This is a genomic window from Streptomyces sp. CA-210063 (genome assembly GCF_024612015.1).
GTDB lineage: Bacteria > Actinomycetota > Actinomycetes > Streptomycetales > Streptomycetaceae > Streptomyces.
Genome location: NZ_CP102512.1, coordinates 9,290,163 through 9,306,240 on the forward strand (window position 1 = coordinate 9,290,163; position 16,078 = coordinate 9,306,240).

Sequence of the window (16,078 nt, forward strand, 5' to 3'; positions counted from 1 at the left end):
GCCTTTTTCGTGCCCCTTAGAAGAAGCCCAGCTTCTTCGGCGAATACGACACCAGAAGGTTCTTCGTCTTCTGGTGGTACATGCGTGGCGGCCGCGTTGAACTGCGAAAAGGAGAATGCTGCCGCTGATGGCCGCCAACTTGGTCCGGGAATGGTCCGGATCCTCCGCGACGGAACACTTCCGCTCGCGCGGGATGCACAACTCCCCGTGCTCCCCAGTCGCCTGTGCCTCCAGCCGACTCCCGTCAGGAGAGAGCCATGCCCGACGTGCCCGGCTCCCCCGATGCATCCGGTCGCTCCCGACGAGCCGGATCTTGAGGCGGTCGTCGATTCCTTGCCGAGCGCGGTGTCCTCGGCGCCTCGCGTGAGGGCTGGTATCGCCCGGACGCGCACGAACAGGTTCCCGGCAAGGAACAGGGACGTGAGCGGAACTGGGCCGTGCAGCACACCGCGATGCTGAAGACGTTGCAAGCCTGACCCCCGGCCGGGCCGCGCCCGTGCCTGTCAGGCGACGTTTCCCGCCGAGGCCCGGGCGGCATCAGGGACCGGGACGGCGCCCGTGCCCTCGGCGACTGCGGCCTTCGCCGGTACCCCGATTCCGAGCTTCTCGAGGATCTTCTTCTCGATCTCGTCGGCGAGGTCGGGGTTGTCCTTGAGGAAGTTGCGGGCGTTCTCCTTGCCCTGGCCGAGCTGGTCGCCCTCGTACGTGTACCAGGCGCCGGCCTTGCGGACGAAGCCGTTCTCCACGCCCATGTCGATCAGGCCGCCCTCGCGGCTGATGCCGTGGCCGTAGAGGATGTCGAACTCGGCCTGCTTGAAGGGCGGGGCGACCTTGTTCTTGACGACCTTGACGCGGGTACGGTTGCCGACCGCGTCGGTGCCGTCCTTCAGTGTCTCGATGCGGCGGATGTCGAGTCGCACCGAGGCGTAGAACTTCAGCGCGCGGCCACCGGTCGTGGTCTCCGGGGAGCCGAACATCACGCCGATCTTCTCGCGGAGCTGGTTGATGAAGATCGCGGTGGTCTGGGACTGGCTCAGCGCGCCGGTGATCTTCCGCAGCGCCTGGCTCATCAGACGGGCCTGCAGACCCATGTGGGAGTCGCCCATCTCGCCCTCGATCTCGGCGCGTGGCACCAGGGCCGCGACGGAGTCGATCACGATCAAGTCGATCGCGCCGGAGCGGATCAGGATGTCGGCGATCTCCAGAGCCTGTTCGCCGTTGTCCGGCTGGGACAGGATGAGGTTGTCGGTGTCGACGCCGAGCTTCTTGGCGTACTCGGGGTCGAGTGCGTGCTCGGCGTCGATGAAGGCCACCGAGCCGCCGGCCTTCTGTGCGTTCGCTACTGCGTGCAACGTCAGGGTCGTCTTGCCGGAGGACTCCGGCCCGTATACCTCCACCACGCGGCCGCGGGGCAGACCGCCCACGCCGAGGGCGACGTCGAGTGCGGTCGACCCGGTGGGGATGACCTCGATGGGCTCATTGGGCCGCTCGCCGAGGCGCATGACCGCGCCCCTGCCAAATTTCCGCTCGATCTGTGCGAGCGCGGTGTCCAGCGCCTTTTCGTGGTCGGTTCCTGCCATGAGCTTTCACCCGGTCCGATTGTGTGGCACGCCGCACGTCGGAGAACGTGAGCGTCTACTGCCGACAACGGACGTCTCGGAGATCCCAGTAAACGAACATCCGATCGATTTGTGTGTCCCGTGAAAGGTATCAAACAGAGGGGAGCGGGACGGGTCGCGCACCGGACCGCTCCGGACGCAGACCGCGCCGCCGCCCGCTTTCCCTCGCTGAACCGCGGCGCCGTCGAGTGTCGTCACTGCTTCCGAGAATGCCCTCCACCGACTTCGTGACGTATGAGACCTCGCTGCGGTCGGCCTCCTCGCTGGCATGAGGTGTACTCAGGTGGCCGTGCCGATCGCGAAGTCGTAGCCACGCAGTCCTGCTGTCTCTCGGTAACCGGCTCGAGTCACCTTGCTGAGTCTCGTTGACCTGTTCCCGATGACCTCGCACGTGGAGTGCGTGGCGATTCTTGAGCCTGCCGAGAAGGGCCTCTCACCTGCTGTTTTGTATTTCAGGTGGTCAGTTCGACTTGTTTTCGCTCGTGCATCATGTGGAGTGCGTCGCGATCCTTGAACCAGTCGCCAAGGGCTCCTGACCCTGCGGTTTCGTGCGTGCGCATGATGCGCGGTGTGGGCGTTGCGGGCGATGTCCTGACGCCGGAATGACGCTCGTGACGCTCATTCGACGCTCGTTCTGATGGGCCGTCAGGTATTCATTCCGGCAGGTCGGAGGCGCCGCGAAACGACCTTCACACGAGGAACGGGCGAGTCTTGCCAGGAGTCCGGCCGAAACTGCTCCGAAAGACCCGGGTGAAGTGAGCCTGGCTGGCGAAGCCCCAACGATGGGCGACATCGGCGATCGTCAGATGGCGTGAGCCGGGATCGGCGAGCGCCTGCCGGGCCTTGTCCAGCCGCTGTTCGAGAATGTAGCGGGAGGGGCTCACTCCGGTCGGCTGGAAGATACGGCTGAGGTGCCGGGCCGACACGCCGATCGCCTCGGCGACCCGCCCTGCGCTCAGCCCGGGGTCGGCCAGGTGCCGGTCCATGTAGTCCTTGGCCACGGCCAGTTGGGAGAGTGCGGCAGGCCGCGCTGAACCACCGTCCAGCCTCGGTGCGGCCAGCGTACGGACGAGGTCCAGCACAGTGTCCTGGGTGCTGATCGAGTCATCGCTCTCCGGCCCCGTGACCCAGTCGGCCAGTACCGCCTCCAGCGCGGAAGTCAGCGCACCCTCGACCGCCGACCCCTTGCCGAGCAGCATCGGCGCCGACACGTCGCCGGACGCGCATCGCGTGGTGAACACCTCACGGGGGATGTCCACCAACAGCTGGCGCATCGGGGTGGGAAACCCGAACAGGTACGACCGGCGCGTGTCATAGAGGATCAGGTCGCCCGTCTGCAGGGTGTGGCAGCCGCCCTCGTGGAAGAACACCCCGCGGCCCGCTGTCAGCAACGAGACGAAGACGGAGTCCTTCGGCAGCGCCTGACACGTCCGCGGAGTCCGCTCGATGACGTGCTCGTTGCCGGAGATCTCGGCCAGTCGCAGATCACCCAGCTCGATGTTCGTCTCCGTGGCCAGCAGACCCTGCTCCGAGTAGGACGAGCAGGTCAAGCCCACCAGGGCCCGTCGGTTGTGTTCCTCCCAGAAGTCGATCCGGTCCGCCGGATCGACCGACTGCGTGGACACGCGGGAGACGATGGGTACGGTCACCTGAGTCTCCTTTCCGACCCCTGCATCCGACAACGGTGTGGTTTGGGGGGCCGGTATACCGGGGCGACAACAACTCGCTGCCGCGTCTGGGTGAGTACGGCCACCGGCAGGAGAGTGAGCGAACTGGGCCGTGCCGCCTGCTCTGACGGGAGGGCCGTCGGCGGCGCCTGCCTCTCTCGCCGGCCTTGAGCGTACTCCGGTGCCGCACCCGCGTCACGGGTCGCAGCCAGAAGCCCGGCCCTCGAACCAGTGGGCCGGGCGAGAGCTGTCCGGAGAGGGCGCGCCGTACTCCGGCGTACCGCCTGGTTCAGACAGTCAGGTAGCCGCCGTCGACCGGGAGGACCGCGCCGTTGACGTAGGAGGCGGCGGGCGAGCAGAGGAAGGCGATCACTGACGCGATCTCCCGCGGCCGGCCGAACCGTCCGAGCGGGACTCGCGCGAGCACAGCGTGCGCGGCGTCAGGGTCGTCGAGCAGACCGCGGGCGAGCGGAGTGGTGACGAAGCCCGGTGCCACCGCGTTCACACGGATGCCGTCCGCGGCGTACTCGGCAGCCAGGGACCGGGTCAGCTGGGAGATGCCGCCCTTGCTGGCGCTGTAGGCCGGCCTGTCTCGGCTGCCGAAGAAACCGAACATCGACGAGACGGTGACGATGCTGCCGCCCTGGCCGGCGAGCAGCGGGCGTGTCGCCTGGCACGCGACCATGGCCGAGGTGAGGTTGACCTCCAGCACCTGGTCCCACCATCCGAGGTCGTATTCGTCGCGGTCCCGGCTGAGCCCGGCGCAGGCTACGAGGTGGTCGATGCGGTCGTAAGCCTCGATCCGGTCGACGAGGCCGTCCCGGTCCGTGACGTCCTGCTCCACGATGTCGACTCGCTTGTGGCGGGGCAGCTCGTCGGCGTCGGCCGGCGGCAGTCCGAGGGCGTGCACCTCGGCTCCGAGTTCGGCGAGCAGGTCGGCGGTGGCCGCGCCGATGCCGGAGGTGCCTCCGGTCACCAGGACGCACTGGCCGGCGAAGAGGTCGGGGACGAGTCCGGTGGTCATCTCTGTTCTTCCGTTCGGTCGGCGGGTGGGTGGGGGACTGGTGCCCCGGTACGGTGTGCCGCTGGGTCGACGAGGATCTTGACCTGGTTTCCCGGACCGCCCAGCAGCGCCTCGAATCCATGGGAGACGAGGTCGTCGAGGACGATGGTCGAGGTGACGACCGGTGTCAGGTCCAGGTGCTGTTCCGCGACGAGCCGGATGAGTTCCGGATAGGTGTCGCGGTAGCCGACGCTGGCGATGATCGACTGCTCGTTGTTGACCAGTGCGAAGGCGTCCAGGGATACCTCCTGGGCCAGGCCGACGAGGATGATCCGACCGCCGCGCCGGGTCGCGGCCAGGCAGGTGCGCAGGGTGATCTCGGATCCGACCACCTCGAACGCGGCGTCGACGCCCTCTCCGCCGGTCAGTTCATGGATCCGCTCCCCGGCGTCTCCTTCTCGGCCGGCGTCGATCAGGTCGGTGGCGCCGAGGCCGGCCGCGAGTTCCAGGCGGGCCGGGGACACATCGACGGCGTGGATCCGCCGCACCCCGCGTACCCCGGCGAGCAGGACGGTGAGCAGGCCGATCGGTCCCAGGCCGACGACGGCCACTGTCTCCGGTGTGGTTCCGGCGCGCCGCAAGGCGTGCAGGGCGACCGAGGCCGGTTCGAAGAGCGCGGCCTGCTCCAGCGACACGGTCGCGGGGAGACGGTGCGCCATGTAGGCGGGGATGGCGGCGTACTCGGCCATGCCGCCGTTCCCCATCAGCCCGGCGAACCCGAAGTGCCGGCAGATGTTGTACTCGCCGGCCCGGCACCGTGGGCATGCCCCGCACCGGTAGTTCGGCTCCACCGCCACTCGGTCGCCGATGGCCAGGCCGGTCACCGACGGCCCGAGGGCCGCCACCGTCCCGCAGAACTCGTGACCTAGGACGAGCGGAGCTGTGGCACCAGAGGCCGGATGCGGCTCGGCGACCGGGATCGCGTGCGGCCCGTCGGCGTACTCGTGCAGGTCGCTGCCGCAGATGCCGCAGTAGGCCACCTCGACGAGCACCTCGCCGCGCAGGGGTGCTGGAACGCCGACCTCGGCAATGCGGACGTCCCCGGCTCCGTACCAGACAGCGGCCTTCATACGGTGCCCCGTATCGGACTGCGCTCTCCTTCGACCGCTCGGCCGGCCATCAGCATGGGTTGCCTCTGCCGAGCTTGTCCGGCAGACGGCCGACAACCAGCCCGGAAAGTGCCCACGTGAGTGCCGGCACTCCGGACAGTGTGCCCAGTTCGGTGTTGGACAGGTGGATTTCCCTGCTGATGAACGGGGCGAGGAAGGGCAACGCCTGGCGGTCGAAGAAGACGAATCCGAAGGCCAGGAAGAGGATCAGCAACAGCCGGTTCTCGTAGTGGCCTGGATCACTGTCGATGGCCGAGGGCGATTTCGCGCCGGGCCGGACACGGGTACGGATACGTGGCATGGGAACCTCGGTTGAGGGAGGGACCCGGGTCACCGGAAGAGCGAGTTGACGTAGTCGGCGCCGATGCCGACCTTCTCGTAGTGGTTGCGGCACAGCTCGATGTAGTCGTGGACGTCGAAGTAGCCGACGGTTTCGCCGTTCTCGTCCAGCCAGATCAACGGCCCCTTGACGATGAAGAACGCCTTCATCGGCTCGTCGCTCTCGTAGGCCACCAATGTGTGTCCCTCGCCCGGCGCCTCGTAGATGAAGTCACCGGCCTGCGCGGTCCAGGGCCGCTCCAGATAACCCCACTTGCCGGAGATCGTGTAGGCGAACACCTCGTGCGGGTGGTAGTGCCGGTTGACGAGTCCGGCCTCCTTGGCGTAGAGGATGTCTGCCCAGGAGTTGTCCTTGACGTTGATCCACAGCGGGCGCGATCCGACGGTCTCGCTGAGCGGTGCGTAATACCGGTCGTCGTCGGTGGCCACCTGGGACAGATAGACCTCCGGCTGCGCGTCAGGCTTGACCGAGTTCGTGATCGGCTTGAGGCCCTTCCAGAATTCGGACCTGGCTTCCTCGGACATGTTTCGACTCCATTTCGTCGGGGTGGCCGACAGTGAACCCCGAGAGCCGAGGACAGGTCTTTCCCTTGGGAGACATCGTGGATTGCCTGTTTGGGACATGCCCGCGCCGCACGCGTAGCCCTGTCGCCGGTCGTGCGATTCGTCCAGCTGCGCACTCGCCCGACCGGTTTCACCGACGCCCGCCCCACGGTGGCGAGATCCTGGCCTGTGGCCTTCTCAACGGCGGGAAATTCGCCGTCGCCGCCGGGCGTCCGGCCGTAGGCGGTGTGGATGTGGCCGGGCCATGCGGTGGCAGCCGGGACGAGCAGGCATGTCCGGCCGGTCACTGCGACTCCTCGTTGAGCCGGTGCGAGTCCCTTCGAGTCCGAAAGGGGATCGTTCAGCGGGCGACGGACACGTCGCCCATGTCGTCCACGGCGGCCTCGACGCGTACGGCCGCCTGCCGCATGCCGTGCAGTTCGCCGGGCGTGAGGTCCCACTCGACGACCCGGCGCACGCCGTCGCGGCCCACCTCCACGGGCACACCGAGACTCGCCCCGTGCACTCCGTACTCACCGTCCAGGACGACCGACGCGGGCAGGACGGTCCCGCTGTCGGTCGCAACGGCTTCGATCAGCCGCGCGGTGCCCAGGCCAGTGGTCCAGGTGGAGGTACGGCCCGAGTCGAGCGCCACATGCCGGGCGTACCAGTTGTCGGCGTACTCCTCGGCTGCCGCCCGCTGTTCGCTGGTGAGGACGACGGGCTCGCCGCCGACGGTGATCCGGCTGTAGAGCGGGACCTGGCCCTCGCCGTGCTCGCCGATCATCCAGGCGTCGACGTTCCTGGGGTGGACGCCCAGGGCATACGCGATACCGGTGCGCAGGCGCAGGCTGTCGTTGAGCGTGTAGCCGATCAGCCGGTGCCGAGGCAGCCAGCCCTGCCGGTGCACCCAGGTCATGAGCGCGTCCACGGGATTGGTCAGCATCAGTACGACACCGCCGAAGCCGGAATCCTTCAAAGGCCGCAAGCACTGACCGACGATCGCCGCGTTGTCGGCGAGAAAGACCGACCGCGAGGAGTTCAGCCGCAGCGGTACGGCGGCGCTGAGCACGACGACGTCCGCGTCGAGCGTGTCCTCGGGCGTGCCGCCGCGAACGGTGTCGGGCGTCGCGCCGAGCGCGAGCGCGTTCTCCTGGTCCATCACATGGCTGGTGATCATGTAGGGCCTGGTGTCGACCAGGACGATCTCGTACGTGCCCTGCGCGGACAGCAGGTTGAACGCGGCGGACGAGCCGATGCCGCCCGCGCCCCCGATGATGACGACCTTCATCATGTATCTGTCTCCTACGAACGGAATTCGGGATCGGCCTCGATGGCCACTTCGAGCACCAGCGGCTCTGGCCGCCCGGCGAGGTCAGGCAGCACCTTGTCGAGTACGGACAGCAGGGCGGCGTGGCTGTCGACCCGCTCGGCCGGGCAGCCCAGCCCGCGCGCCAGTCCCGACACGCTCAACTCGCCGAACGCCGGCCAGGCGGGGGCGCCCGAGCCCGCGCGTTCGGAGAGGCGGTCCATGATCGCGTATCGGCCGTTGGCCAGGATGACGAACAGCACACCGGTGCCGTAGTACGCGGCGCTCCACAGCGCCTGGACCGAGTACAGCGACGACCCGTCGCCGATGACGGCCACCACCGGCCGCCCGGGATCCGCCATCCGTACGCCGATCGCGGCCGGCATCGCGAAGCCGAGGCCCCCCATGGCGGCGCTGAGAAAGCCGAACGGGGCGCGGGCGGGCAGCAGCGCGTGCAGGTCCGGCCGGCTGGACGGGGTCTCCTCCACGACCACCGCGTCCGGGGCGAGCCGGTCGGCCAGGGCCGCCAGCACGTGCGCCGCGCGCAGCGGCTCGCCGTCGGCGGGCGGGGCGGGCGGTGCCACCCTCCTCATGGGCGGCCGGGGCGTGCCCGTGGCGGCGGGAAGCGCGACCGTCAGACGTCGCACGGTGTCGGCCGGGTCGGCCAGCACCGCCAGCTCCACCGGGCTGCGGTGGGCCTCCTCGGGGTCGTCGGTGATCACGGCGAGCCGGGTACCGGGTGCTACGAAGGTGCCCTGCTCGTACGGATACTGCCGGAACACCGGTGCCCCCACGGCCAGTACGGCGTCGTGCCCGGCCAGCGCCGCCCGCAGCCCCGACCGGGCCGAGGGCAGGTGCCCGGCGAAGAGCCGGTGATCCTGCGGGAAGCCTGCTCGGGCTCCGAACGACTCCTGCCACACAGGGCAGTCCAGCCGTTCCGCCAGCGCTGTCAGGCTCCCCCAGCCCTCCGGCGAGTCGTTTCCGGCGCCCGCCACCAGGCACGGTGCGGTGGCCCCGCGCAGCATCTGGGCGAGTGTGTCGACCGCCGGGCCGTCGGCGCTGCGGGTCCCGTGCAGTGCCGCCGGTGCGGCCAGGACCGCTTCCGGGTCCGCCTCGGCATGCCAGTCGTCCATCGGTACGACCACCACCGCCGGGCCCCGCCCGTTCCGCGCCTCGTGCCACGCCCGGGCGATCGCACCCGGCACGTCCTGCGCCCGCGCCGGGGTGTGCTGCCACACCGGGTACTCCCCGGCCAGCCCGTCCAACCGCCCGGCCAGGAACGGCTCATGGGCGAGGTGCCGCCGGTCCTGCTGGCCGACGATCACCACCAGCGGCGCCCGGTTCGCCCGCGCGGTCGCCAGCGCGCTCACGGCGTTGCCGTACCCGGCGGTCGTATGCAGCAGCACCAGCGCCGGCCGACCGCTCTTCAGCGCGTACCCGGTGGCCATACCAACCACCGAACCCTCGTGCAGTCCGAGGACGAACTCGATATCGGCCGGCAGGTCGGCGAGGAAGCCGACCTCTGTCGAACCCGGATTGCTGAACAGGGTCGTGAGTCCGTACTGGCGCAGGACCTCAAAGGTCGCGTCCTTGATCGTCTGGGCCGTTCTGGCTGTTGCCACGCGGTCCCCCTTTCGGACTTTCGGAACGCGACGCTAGGCGCGGCCCCCAGGGCCTGACCACAGGCGAGTTCGCTATGCGAGATCCCCGCGAACGCCTTGCCTTCCCCTCAACAATGGGCTCCGTCTCGGACCGCGGCGTGGTGCGTTCGCGGGACTGCCCCCTGAACCCGGCGCGGGCGTGTGCCCCCGGCAAGGCGCAGGGGGCACCTCCCGGCCGAAGGCTGGGGGAGGAGAGTCCGGCGCAGCCGTACCGAAGCGGGCGAAGCGCCCGCGAGGGCGGCGGCAGAGGAAAGCGTCAGCCGACGCCTGGCAGGACCGCCCCCGTGGACAGAGCCGTGTGCAGACGCCCGGTGACCACCCGAGCGGTGTCGAGGACGGCCTCGATTTCGGCGGGACCGGGGCGTTCGACGGTGAACACGATGGAGACGGATGCGACGGCGTTGCCGGAGGGTGAGACGACAGGGGCGGCGAGGGAGCCGAGGCCGAGGACGACCTCGCTGCGGCTGGTGGCGTAGCCGGCGGCGCGGGCCCGGGTGATCTCGGGGCGTTCGTCGTCGCGCGGGGGTTCGGCGGCGAGCATGGCGATGCCGGGAGAGCCGAGGGTGAGGGGGTGCCGGTCACCTGGGGTGTAGACGGTGCGGGAGCGGGCGCTCTCCACCTCGACGGAGACGAGAGTGACCGCCTCGTCACCGTCGCGGACGACGAAGAAGGCGGTCAGCCCGACGCGGGCGGCGAGCTTGGCGATCTCGGGTTTGGCGATCCGCTGGAGTACGGGGAGCGTGCGGCGGCCAAGTGACTGGGCGCGCGTGCCGAGCACGTATCCCTGCGGGGTGTGCGCGATCAGGCGGTGGTCCTGGAGGGTGCGCAGCAGGCGGTAGATGATCGACCTGTGCAGCCCCATCCGCTGACTCAGCTCGGCCAGCGACAGCGGCTCGTGCGACAGCGCTATCAGCTCAAGCAGCCGCAGCCCCCGGTCCAGGGTCTGAACGGAGGGCTTGAGGATGTCCGGCTCGCTCGGTTCGCCGCCGCTTCCTCGCGCTTCGCCCATACCGGCACCTTACGCGCCTTCCGAACCCTCCAGCTAGGAGCAGGTTGCCTCGGTCACCCCCCGACACGACCGCTCGGCGTGGCTCGCGATGATGGACCGGACGGGTCGCGTCGGGGCGCGCGCAGTGACCGGCCAGGGCGTACGCGATCTTCGCGATGACGATCTCGTCGAGGTCGATGTCGGCGTGGATCAGCCCCTCCGCGCCCTCGTCCGGCTCCTTGGTGATCATGCGGCCGTCCGGTCCGTAGACCCGGGAACAGCCGCCGCCGGCGGACAGCAGGCGGCGTTGCTCGTCCGTGGTGGCGAACAGGTCGGTGCCGGCCGGGCTGATCACCTGGGTCGCCATGAGGACGAAGGAGCCGCCTTCGATGGCTTGGACCTGAGTGGCGGCCGTGTCAGCCTCGGCGAGCGCCCGGTCGGCGGCCAACGCGACGAAGGCGCCCGGCCCGGCCGTTCGCTCCGCGCGGGCGAGCAGCTCCTCTACGTGCCGGACGCTGTTCATGCCGGGACCGTAGACGCGGGGTCCCAGCCGGTGAACGCGCCGTTTCGCAAGGAGAGACCGCGGACGAACAGGTTCGGTTTCATCACCGTTTCACAACGGCGTCGCCGCCGTTTCTCATATCGAATCCATGCACTGTCCACCGGCTCCGCGCAGCCCTACGTTCACCGCTCCGTCACCAGGAGCCAGGAGTCACCGCATGGACCACTCCGCGCAGCAGCCGAAGAACCAGCCGAACAGACGAACCGTCCTGCGAGCCCTCGGGATCGGCGCCGCCACCGCGGGCGCCGCGCCGCTGATCGCCGCCTGTGGCGGGGGCCTGAGGGGCTCCGGATCCTCGTCCGGCGACGTCATCAAGATCGGTTACGTGAGCCCGCGCACCGGTGCGTACGCGGCCTTCGCCGAGTCCGACGAGTACATCCTCAAGCAGGCCAGAGCGGCCTTCGCCAAGGGCATCAAGTACGACGGCAAGACCTACAAGGTGCAGATCCTCGACCGCGACACCGGCTCCGACCCGCAGCAGGCGGCGACGATCGCGAACGAGCTGATCTCCCAGCAGGGCGTGGACCTGATGCTGGTCACGTCGACGCCGGAGACCGTGCACCCGGTCGCCAACAAGTGCGAGAGCGAGGGCGTGCCCTGCATCTCGACCATCGAGCCCTGGCAGTCGTACTTCTTCGGACGTGGCGGCACCCCGCAGAAGACGTTCACGTACACGTACCACTTCTTCGACGGTATCGAGCACGTCGTCACCGGCGAGAGCGACATCTGGCGGATGTTCGACACCAACAAGAAGGTCGGTGTCCTGTGGCCGAACGACGCCGACGGCGGCGCGTTCCGCGACAAGAAGACCGGCTTCCGCGCGCAGGCCGGGGCCAAGGGCTTCACCTTCGTCGACCCGGGCGCCTACGAGAACGGGACGAAGGACTTCTCGTCGATCATCGCGACGTTCAAGAAGGAGGGCGTGCAGATCCTGGCGGGTGTGCCGACGCCGCCGGACTTCGCGACCTTCTGGACGCAGGCCGCCCAGCAGGGCTTCAAGCCGAAGGTGGTCACCATCGCCAAGGCCATCCTCTTCGAGTCGTCGGTCGCCTCGCTGCCGAACGGCCTGGGCGACGGACTGTGCACCGAGAGCTGGTGGCTGCCGCAGTTCCCGTTCAGTTCCAGCCTGACCGGGCAGACGTCGCAGCAGCTCGCCGACGACTACGGGAAGTCCGCGCAGGCCAAGGGCCGCAGGTGGAACCAGGCGCTCGGCTTCAACCACGCCCTGTTCGAGATCGCGGGCGACGTCCTGCGGCACGCGAACCCCAAGGACAAGAAGGCTGTCGCCACCCGGATCGGGAAGACCAGCCTGGACACGGTCATCGGCCGCGTCGACTGGACCGCGGGCGGCGCGGCCAACCCGGTCAAGAACGTCGCCGCCATCCCGGTGGTCAGCACCCAGTGGGTCAAGGGCAGTGGCGGCGCGTACGACCTGAAGATCATCGGCAACACGCAGATCCCCGAGGCCAAGATCGACGCCAAGGCCCGGGAGCTGTGACGGCGCCGGTGCTCCAGCCGCTGCTGGAGGTCGAGCACTTGGCCGTCAGTTTCGGGGCCCTCAACGTCCTGGAGGACGTTGAGCTGGCGGTCCCGCGCGGCCAGGCCGTCGGTATCGTCGGCCCGAACGGGGCCGGCAAGTCGACGCTGCTGAGCGCCATCTCGGGCGTCGAGCCCGCCACCCGGGGCACCGTACGGCTCGGGGGCCGCGACGTCACCCGCGCCTCCGCCGCCCAGCGGTGCCGGCTCGGGGTCGGCCGGTCCTTCCAGATCCCCCGCCCGTTCGGGGATCTGACGGTCTTCGAGAACGTCCTGGTCGGCGCCCAGCGCGGTGCCGGACTGCGCGGGGCCCACGCCCGGGAACAGGCCCTCACCGCGCTGGAGACCACCGGCATGCTCCAGGTCGCCAACAAGCCGGCCGGCGGCCTGCCGCTGCTCGGCCGCAAGCGCCTGGAGCTGGCCCGCGCGCTGGCCACCGCCCCCGAGCTGCTCCTGCTCGACGAGATCGCAGGTGGCCTCACCGAGAGCGAGGCCGACGAACTGGTCGGCACCGTCCTGTCGTTGAAGGAGGCCGGCGTGACCATCCTGTGGATCGAGCATGTCGTCAAGGCCCTGGTCCAGGTCGTGGACCGGCTGGTCTGCCTCGCGTACGGCCGCATCCGCGTCGACGGCGACCCGCACGAGGTCCTCGCCAGCCCCGAGGTCGCCGAGGTCTACCTGGGAGGTACGGCAGCATGAGCAGCCCACTGCTGCACCTCGATGCGGTCGATGCCGGATACGGGGACTTCCAGGCTCTTTTCGGCATCACCCTCGACGTCGCCGAGGGCGAACTCCTCGCCCTTGTCGGCGCCAACGGCGCCGGCAAGTCCACCCTGCTGCGGACCGTCGCCGGGGCCCTCAAGCCCTTCAGCGGAACCGTCCGCTTCGACGGGGAGGACGTCACCGCCCTCCCCGACATCCACCGCTCCCGCCAGGGCATCGGCCTCGTCCCCGAGGGGCGGCGGCTCTTCCCGTCCCTCACCGTCGAGGAGAACCTCCGGGTCGGCGCCGCCACCGGCCGCAAAGGCCCGTGGGACCTGAAGAAGGTGTACGAGATGATGCCGCTCGTCGCCGACCGCCGCACCCGCAAGGCCGCCCGCCTCTCCGGAGGCGAGCAGCAGGCCGTCGCCATCGGCCGCGCCCTGATGGGCAACCCCCGCCTGCTGCTGCTCGACGAGGTGTCGCTCGGCCTCGCGCCGCTGGTCGTCGAGCAGCTCTACACGGCGCTTCCCGGCATCCGCGCCGAGGGCACCACCGTCGTCCTCGTGGAGCAGGACCTGACCCGCACCTTCGCGGTCGCCGACCGCATCGCCTGCGTCCTGGAAGGCCGCGTCGTCCTGACCGCCCCGGCCGCCGACCTGACCCGTGAGCAGGTCACGGCCGCGTACTTCGGCACCTTGGAGGTGACGTCCCCATGACGTGGCTCAACGCCATCGCACAGGGCATGCTGCTCGGCGGCGTCTTCGCCATGGCCGCGGCGGGCCTGTCCCTGATCTTCGGGGTGATGCGGGTCGCCAACCTCGCCCACGGCGACCTGATGATCCTCGGCGGCTACGTGGCCTCGGTGGCCGCCGTCAGCCTGCACATCCCCGTCGCGCTCACCGTGCTGGTCTCGATGGCGGCCGTCGGCGGCCTCGGCTACCTCGTCCAGCGGACACTGCTCGACCGGGCCATGGGGCTCAGCGAGTTCGCGCCCCTGATGGTCACCTTCGGCATCTCCGTGATCATCCCCAACGTACTTGTCCAGCTCTTCAGCAACGACACCAAGCCGCTCGGCATCGGCTCGCTCGGCACAGCGAGCATCCGCGTCGGCAGCGACCTGGCCATCGGCTGGTTCCCGCTGATCACCGTCGTGGCGGCGGTCGCCGTCCTGGCCGCGCTGCACCTCTTCCTCTACCGCACCCAGTCCGGCCGCATCGTCCGGGCTACCGCCGACGACCGCGCCGTCGTCCGGCTGATGGGCGTCGACAACCGCAAGGTCTATGCCCTCACCAGCGTCATCGCCTTCGCCACCGTCGCCCTGGCCGGCACCCTCTACACCATGCGGCAGGGCGGGGTGACCCCGTACGAGGGCCAGCTCACCGTCCTGTTCGCCTTCGAAGTCGTCATCATCGGCGGCCTCGGCTCGCTATGGGGCACCCTCGCCGGCGGCATGGTGCTGGGCATCGCGCAGTCCGTCGGCGCCCAGATCTCGCCCGACCTGCCGTTGCTCGCCGGGCATCTGGTGTTCCTGGCGATTCTGGTTTTCCGGCCGCAGGGCCTGTTCGGCAGGAGTGTGCTCGCATGACCGCCCAGACCACCGCCGTCGACTCCCCGGCGGCCCCGTCCGTACCCCCCGCCGTCCGACGCGGCGGCCGCGCCGCCGCCCTCGGCCTGGCCGGGACGTTCCTCGTCCTGGGGGTCATGGCGAGCCTGCCCTACGTCGTCGACAACGGCGTCACCACCCAACTGGTGAAGCTCTGCTACCTCATCGCCCTGGCCTCGATGTGGAACCTGCTCGCCGGATACGCCGGCATGGTCTCCATGGGCCAGCAGGCTTTCATCGGCCTCGGCGCGTACACGCTGTTCGTCGTCAACGACCACGGAATCAACGTCTACGCCGGCACGCTCGTCGTCTCGGCGGTCGTCGCTCTGATCGCGTGGCCGGTGTCCTACATCGCCTTCCGGCTGCGCGGCGGCTACTTCGCCGTCGGGACATGGGTGATCGCCGAGGTCGTTCGCCTCATCGTCGTCCGCTTCGACTCCCTCGGTGCCGCGAGCGGCCGCAACATCACCACCATCACCGCCGAACCGGTGCTACGGCAGGCGTACACCTACTGGTTGGCCCTCGCCGTGATGGCGGCGGCGGTACTGGGCACGTATCTGGCGCTGCGCAGCCGCCTCGGTCTGGACCTCCAGGCCATCCGGGACGACGAGACCGCGGCCGGCTCACTCGGCGTGAACGTCACGCGTGGCAAGCGGATCATCTACATCGCGGCGGCCGGCGGCTGCGCCGCTGCCGGAGCGGTGATCTGCGTCAACAGCCTTGGTGTGGCCTCGCCTTCACAGATCTTCGGGGTGCAGTACACGGCCCTGATGATCTTCATGGTCGTCATCGGCGGCATCGGCACCGTCGAAGGCCCGGTCATCGGCGCCCTCGTCTACTTCCTCCTCGACAAGTACTTCGCCCAGAGCGGCGTCTGGTACCTCGTCGTCATCGGCGCCGCCGCCATCGCCGTCTCCCTCTACCTTCCACGGGGCCTGTGGGGAACCCTGGCCCACCGGACCGGTTTCGCGATCTTCCCCGTGACCCACAAAGTCCTGCCAACCGCGCGACGTGACGAGGCCTGACAGCCGCGCGCCCGGAAAGGAGTCGCGCAAGCGACTCCCCATCGGAGCCGCCGGATCCAGGACCCCACGCGAACACCGGTCAACCACTGGAAGGGCGTCTCACCGACATCAAGCCGGCCACGATGCCCCGCCGCACAGGGACGTGACCGAAGGAGGCGGGCCCACCACAGCAGGCCCACTGGGTGGAGCCTTGAAGTGCCCCGTGCCGTGGGCTTGGAAGCCGCTTCTCATGTCAGAAAGCCGCCGAAGACATCGCCGTGCGCGCCGGGCGTCCCCACGCGGTGCGGGTCAGTAGGCCGGACACGTTCCGGGTCGAACTCGTCATCAATGGCTCCTGACCTGTGCGTAGTCG

The 16,078-nt window shown here is 69.4% G+C and carries 15 protein-coding genes; 5 read left to right on the forward strand and 10 right to left on the reverse strand.

Going from position 1 to position 16,078, the window contains the following annotated elements; translation table 11 throughout:
* Positions 1–503: 503 nt before the first annotated feature.
* The 10 genes from recA to JIX56_RS40730 all read right to left on the reverse strand — a co-directional run bounded on the left by recA (position 504) and on the right by JIX56_RS40730 (position 10,821).
* A complete protein-coding gene (gene recA, locus JIX56_RS40685) occupies positions 504–1,580 on the reverse strand; it encodes a recombinase RecA (protein WP_257548568.1) in 1,077 nt (358 codons plus the stop codon).
* Positions 1,581–2,308: 728 nt separating this feature from the next.
* Positions 2,309–3,268, reverse strand: a complete 960-nt coding sequence (locus JIX56_RS40690) for a helix-turn-helix domain-containing protein (protein WP_257548570.1) — start codon at positions 3,266–3,268, stop codon at positions 2,309–2,311.
* Positions 3,269–3,575: 307 nt separating this feature from the next.
* On the reverse strand, positions 3,576–4,310 hold the full coding sequence (locus JIX56_RS40695) for an SDR family NAD(P)-dependent oxidoreductase (RefSeq protein WP_257548571.1): 735 nt from the start codon (positions 4,308–4,310) through the stop codon (positions 3,576–3,578).
* The gene (locus JIX56_RS40700; protein ID WP_257548573.1) at positions 4,307–5,419 is read right to left on the reverse strand and encodes a 2,3-butanediol dehydrogenase; all 1,113 of its coding nucleotides are present in this window, start codon (positions 5,417–5,419) and stop codon (positions 4,307–4,309) included. The genes JIX56_RS40695 and JIX56_RS40700 overlap by 4 nt, the downstream gene beginning before the upstream one ends.
* 49 nt (positions 5,420–5,468) lie before the next feature.
* Positions 5,469–5,759 carry a hypothetical protein gene (locus tag JIX56_RS40705; RefSeq protein WP_257548575.1) on the reverse strand — a complete coding sequence of 97 codons (291 nt, stop codon included), beginning with the start codon at positions 5,757–5,759 and terminating at the stop codon, positions 5,469–5,471.
* 29 nt (positions 5,760–5,788) lie between these two features.
* A complete protein-coding gene (locus tag JIX56_RS40710; protein ID WP_257548577.1) occupies positions 5,789–6,322 on the reverse strand; it encodes a 2,4'-dihydroxyacetophenone dioxygenase family protein in 534 nt (177 codons plus the stop codon).
* 379 nt (positions 6,323–6,701) lie between these two features.
* Positions 6,702–7,634 carry a malate dehydrogenase gene (locus tag JIX56_RS40715; protein WP_257548578.1) on the reverse strand — a complete coding sequence of 311 codons (933 nt, stop codon included), beginning with the start codon at positions 7,632–7,634 and terminating at the stop codon, positions 6,702–6,704.
* Positions 7,635–7,645: 11 nt separating this feature from the next.
* Complete coding sequence (locus JIX56_RS40720; protein WP_257548588.1) at positions 7,646–9,271, reverse strand: thiamine pyrophosphate-dependent enzyme; 1,626 nt, start codon at positions 9,269–9,271, stop codon at positions 7,646–7,648.
* Positions 9,272–9,566: 295 nt separating this feature from the next.
* Complete coding sequence (locus JIX56_RS40725) at positions 9,567–10,319, reverse strand: IclR family transcriptional regulator (RefSeq protein WP_257548589.1); 753 nt, start codon at positions 10,317–10,319, stop codon at positions 9,567–9,569.
* Positions 10,225–10,821 (reverse strand): nitrilase-related carbon-nitrogen hydrolase, encoded by a 597-nt coding sequence (locus JIX56_RS40730; RefSeq protein ID WP_257548590.1) that lies wholly within the window; start codon positions 10,819–10,821, stop codon positions 10,225–10,227. Before JIX56_RS40730 ends, JIX56_RS40725 begins: the two co-directional genes overlap by 95 nt.
* A 196-nt stretch (positions 10,822–11,017) precedes the next feature.
* On the opposite strand from JIX56_RS40730, the gene JIX56_RS40735 reads away from it, so the two are divergent.
* Genes JIX56_RS40735 through JIX56_RS40755 form a run of 5 tightly spaced genes read left to right on the forward strand, consistent with a single transcriptional unit; the run spans position 11,018 to position 15,726 of the window.
* Positions 11,018–12,358, forward strand: coding sequence for an ABC transporter substrate-binding protein (locus tag JIX56_RS40735; protein ID WP_257548592.1), 1,341 nt, complete (start codon positions 11,018–11,020; stop codon positions 12,356–12,358).
* Positions 12,355–13,095 carry an ABC transporter ATP-binding protein gene (locus tag JIX56_RS40740; protein ID WP_257548594.1) on the forward strand — a complete coding sequence of 247 codons (741 nt, stop codon included), beginning with the start codon at positions 12,355–12,357 and terminating at the stop codon, positions 13,093–13,095. Before JIX56_RS40735 ends, JIX56_RS40740 begins: the two co-directional genes overlap by 4 nt.
* The gene (locus tag JIX56_RS40745; protein WP_257548595.1) at positions 13,092–13,814 is read left to right on the forward strand and encodes an ABC transporter ATP-binding protein; all 723 of its coding nucleotides are present in this window, start codon (positions 13,092–13,094) and stop codon (positions 13,812–13,814) included. The genes JIX56_RS40740 and JIX56_RS40745 overlap by 4 nt, the downstream gene beginning before the upstream one ends.
* Complete coding sequence (locus JIX56_RS40750; protein ID WP_257548597.1) at positions 13,811–14,683, forward strand: branched-chain amino acid ABC transporter permease; 873 nt, start codon at positions 13,811–13,813, stop codon at positions 14,681–14,683. Before JIX56_RS40745 ends, JIX56_RS40750 begins: the two co-directional genes overlap by 4 nt.
* The gene (locus tag JIX56_RS40755) at positions 14,680–15,726 is read left to right on the forward strand and encodes a branched-chain amino acid ABC transporter permease (protein WP_257548599.1); all 1,047 of its coding nucleotides are present in this window, start codon (positions 14,680–14,682) and stop codon (positions 15,724–15,726) included. The genes JIX56_RS40750 and JIX56_RS40755 overlap by 4 nt, the downstream gene beginning before the upstream one ends.
* Positions 15,727–16,078: the final 352 nt, after the last annotated feature.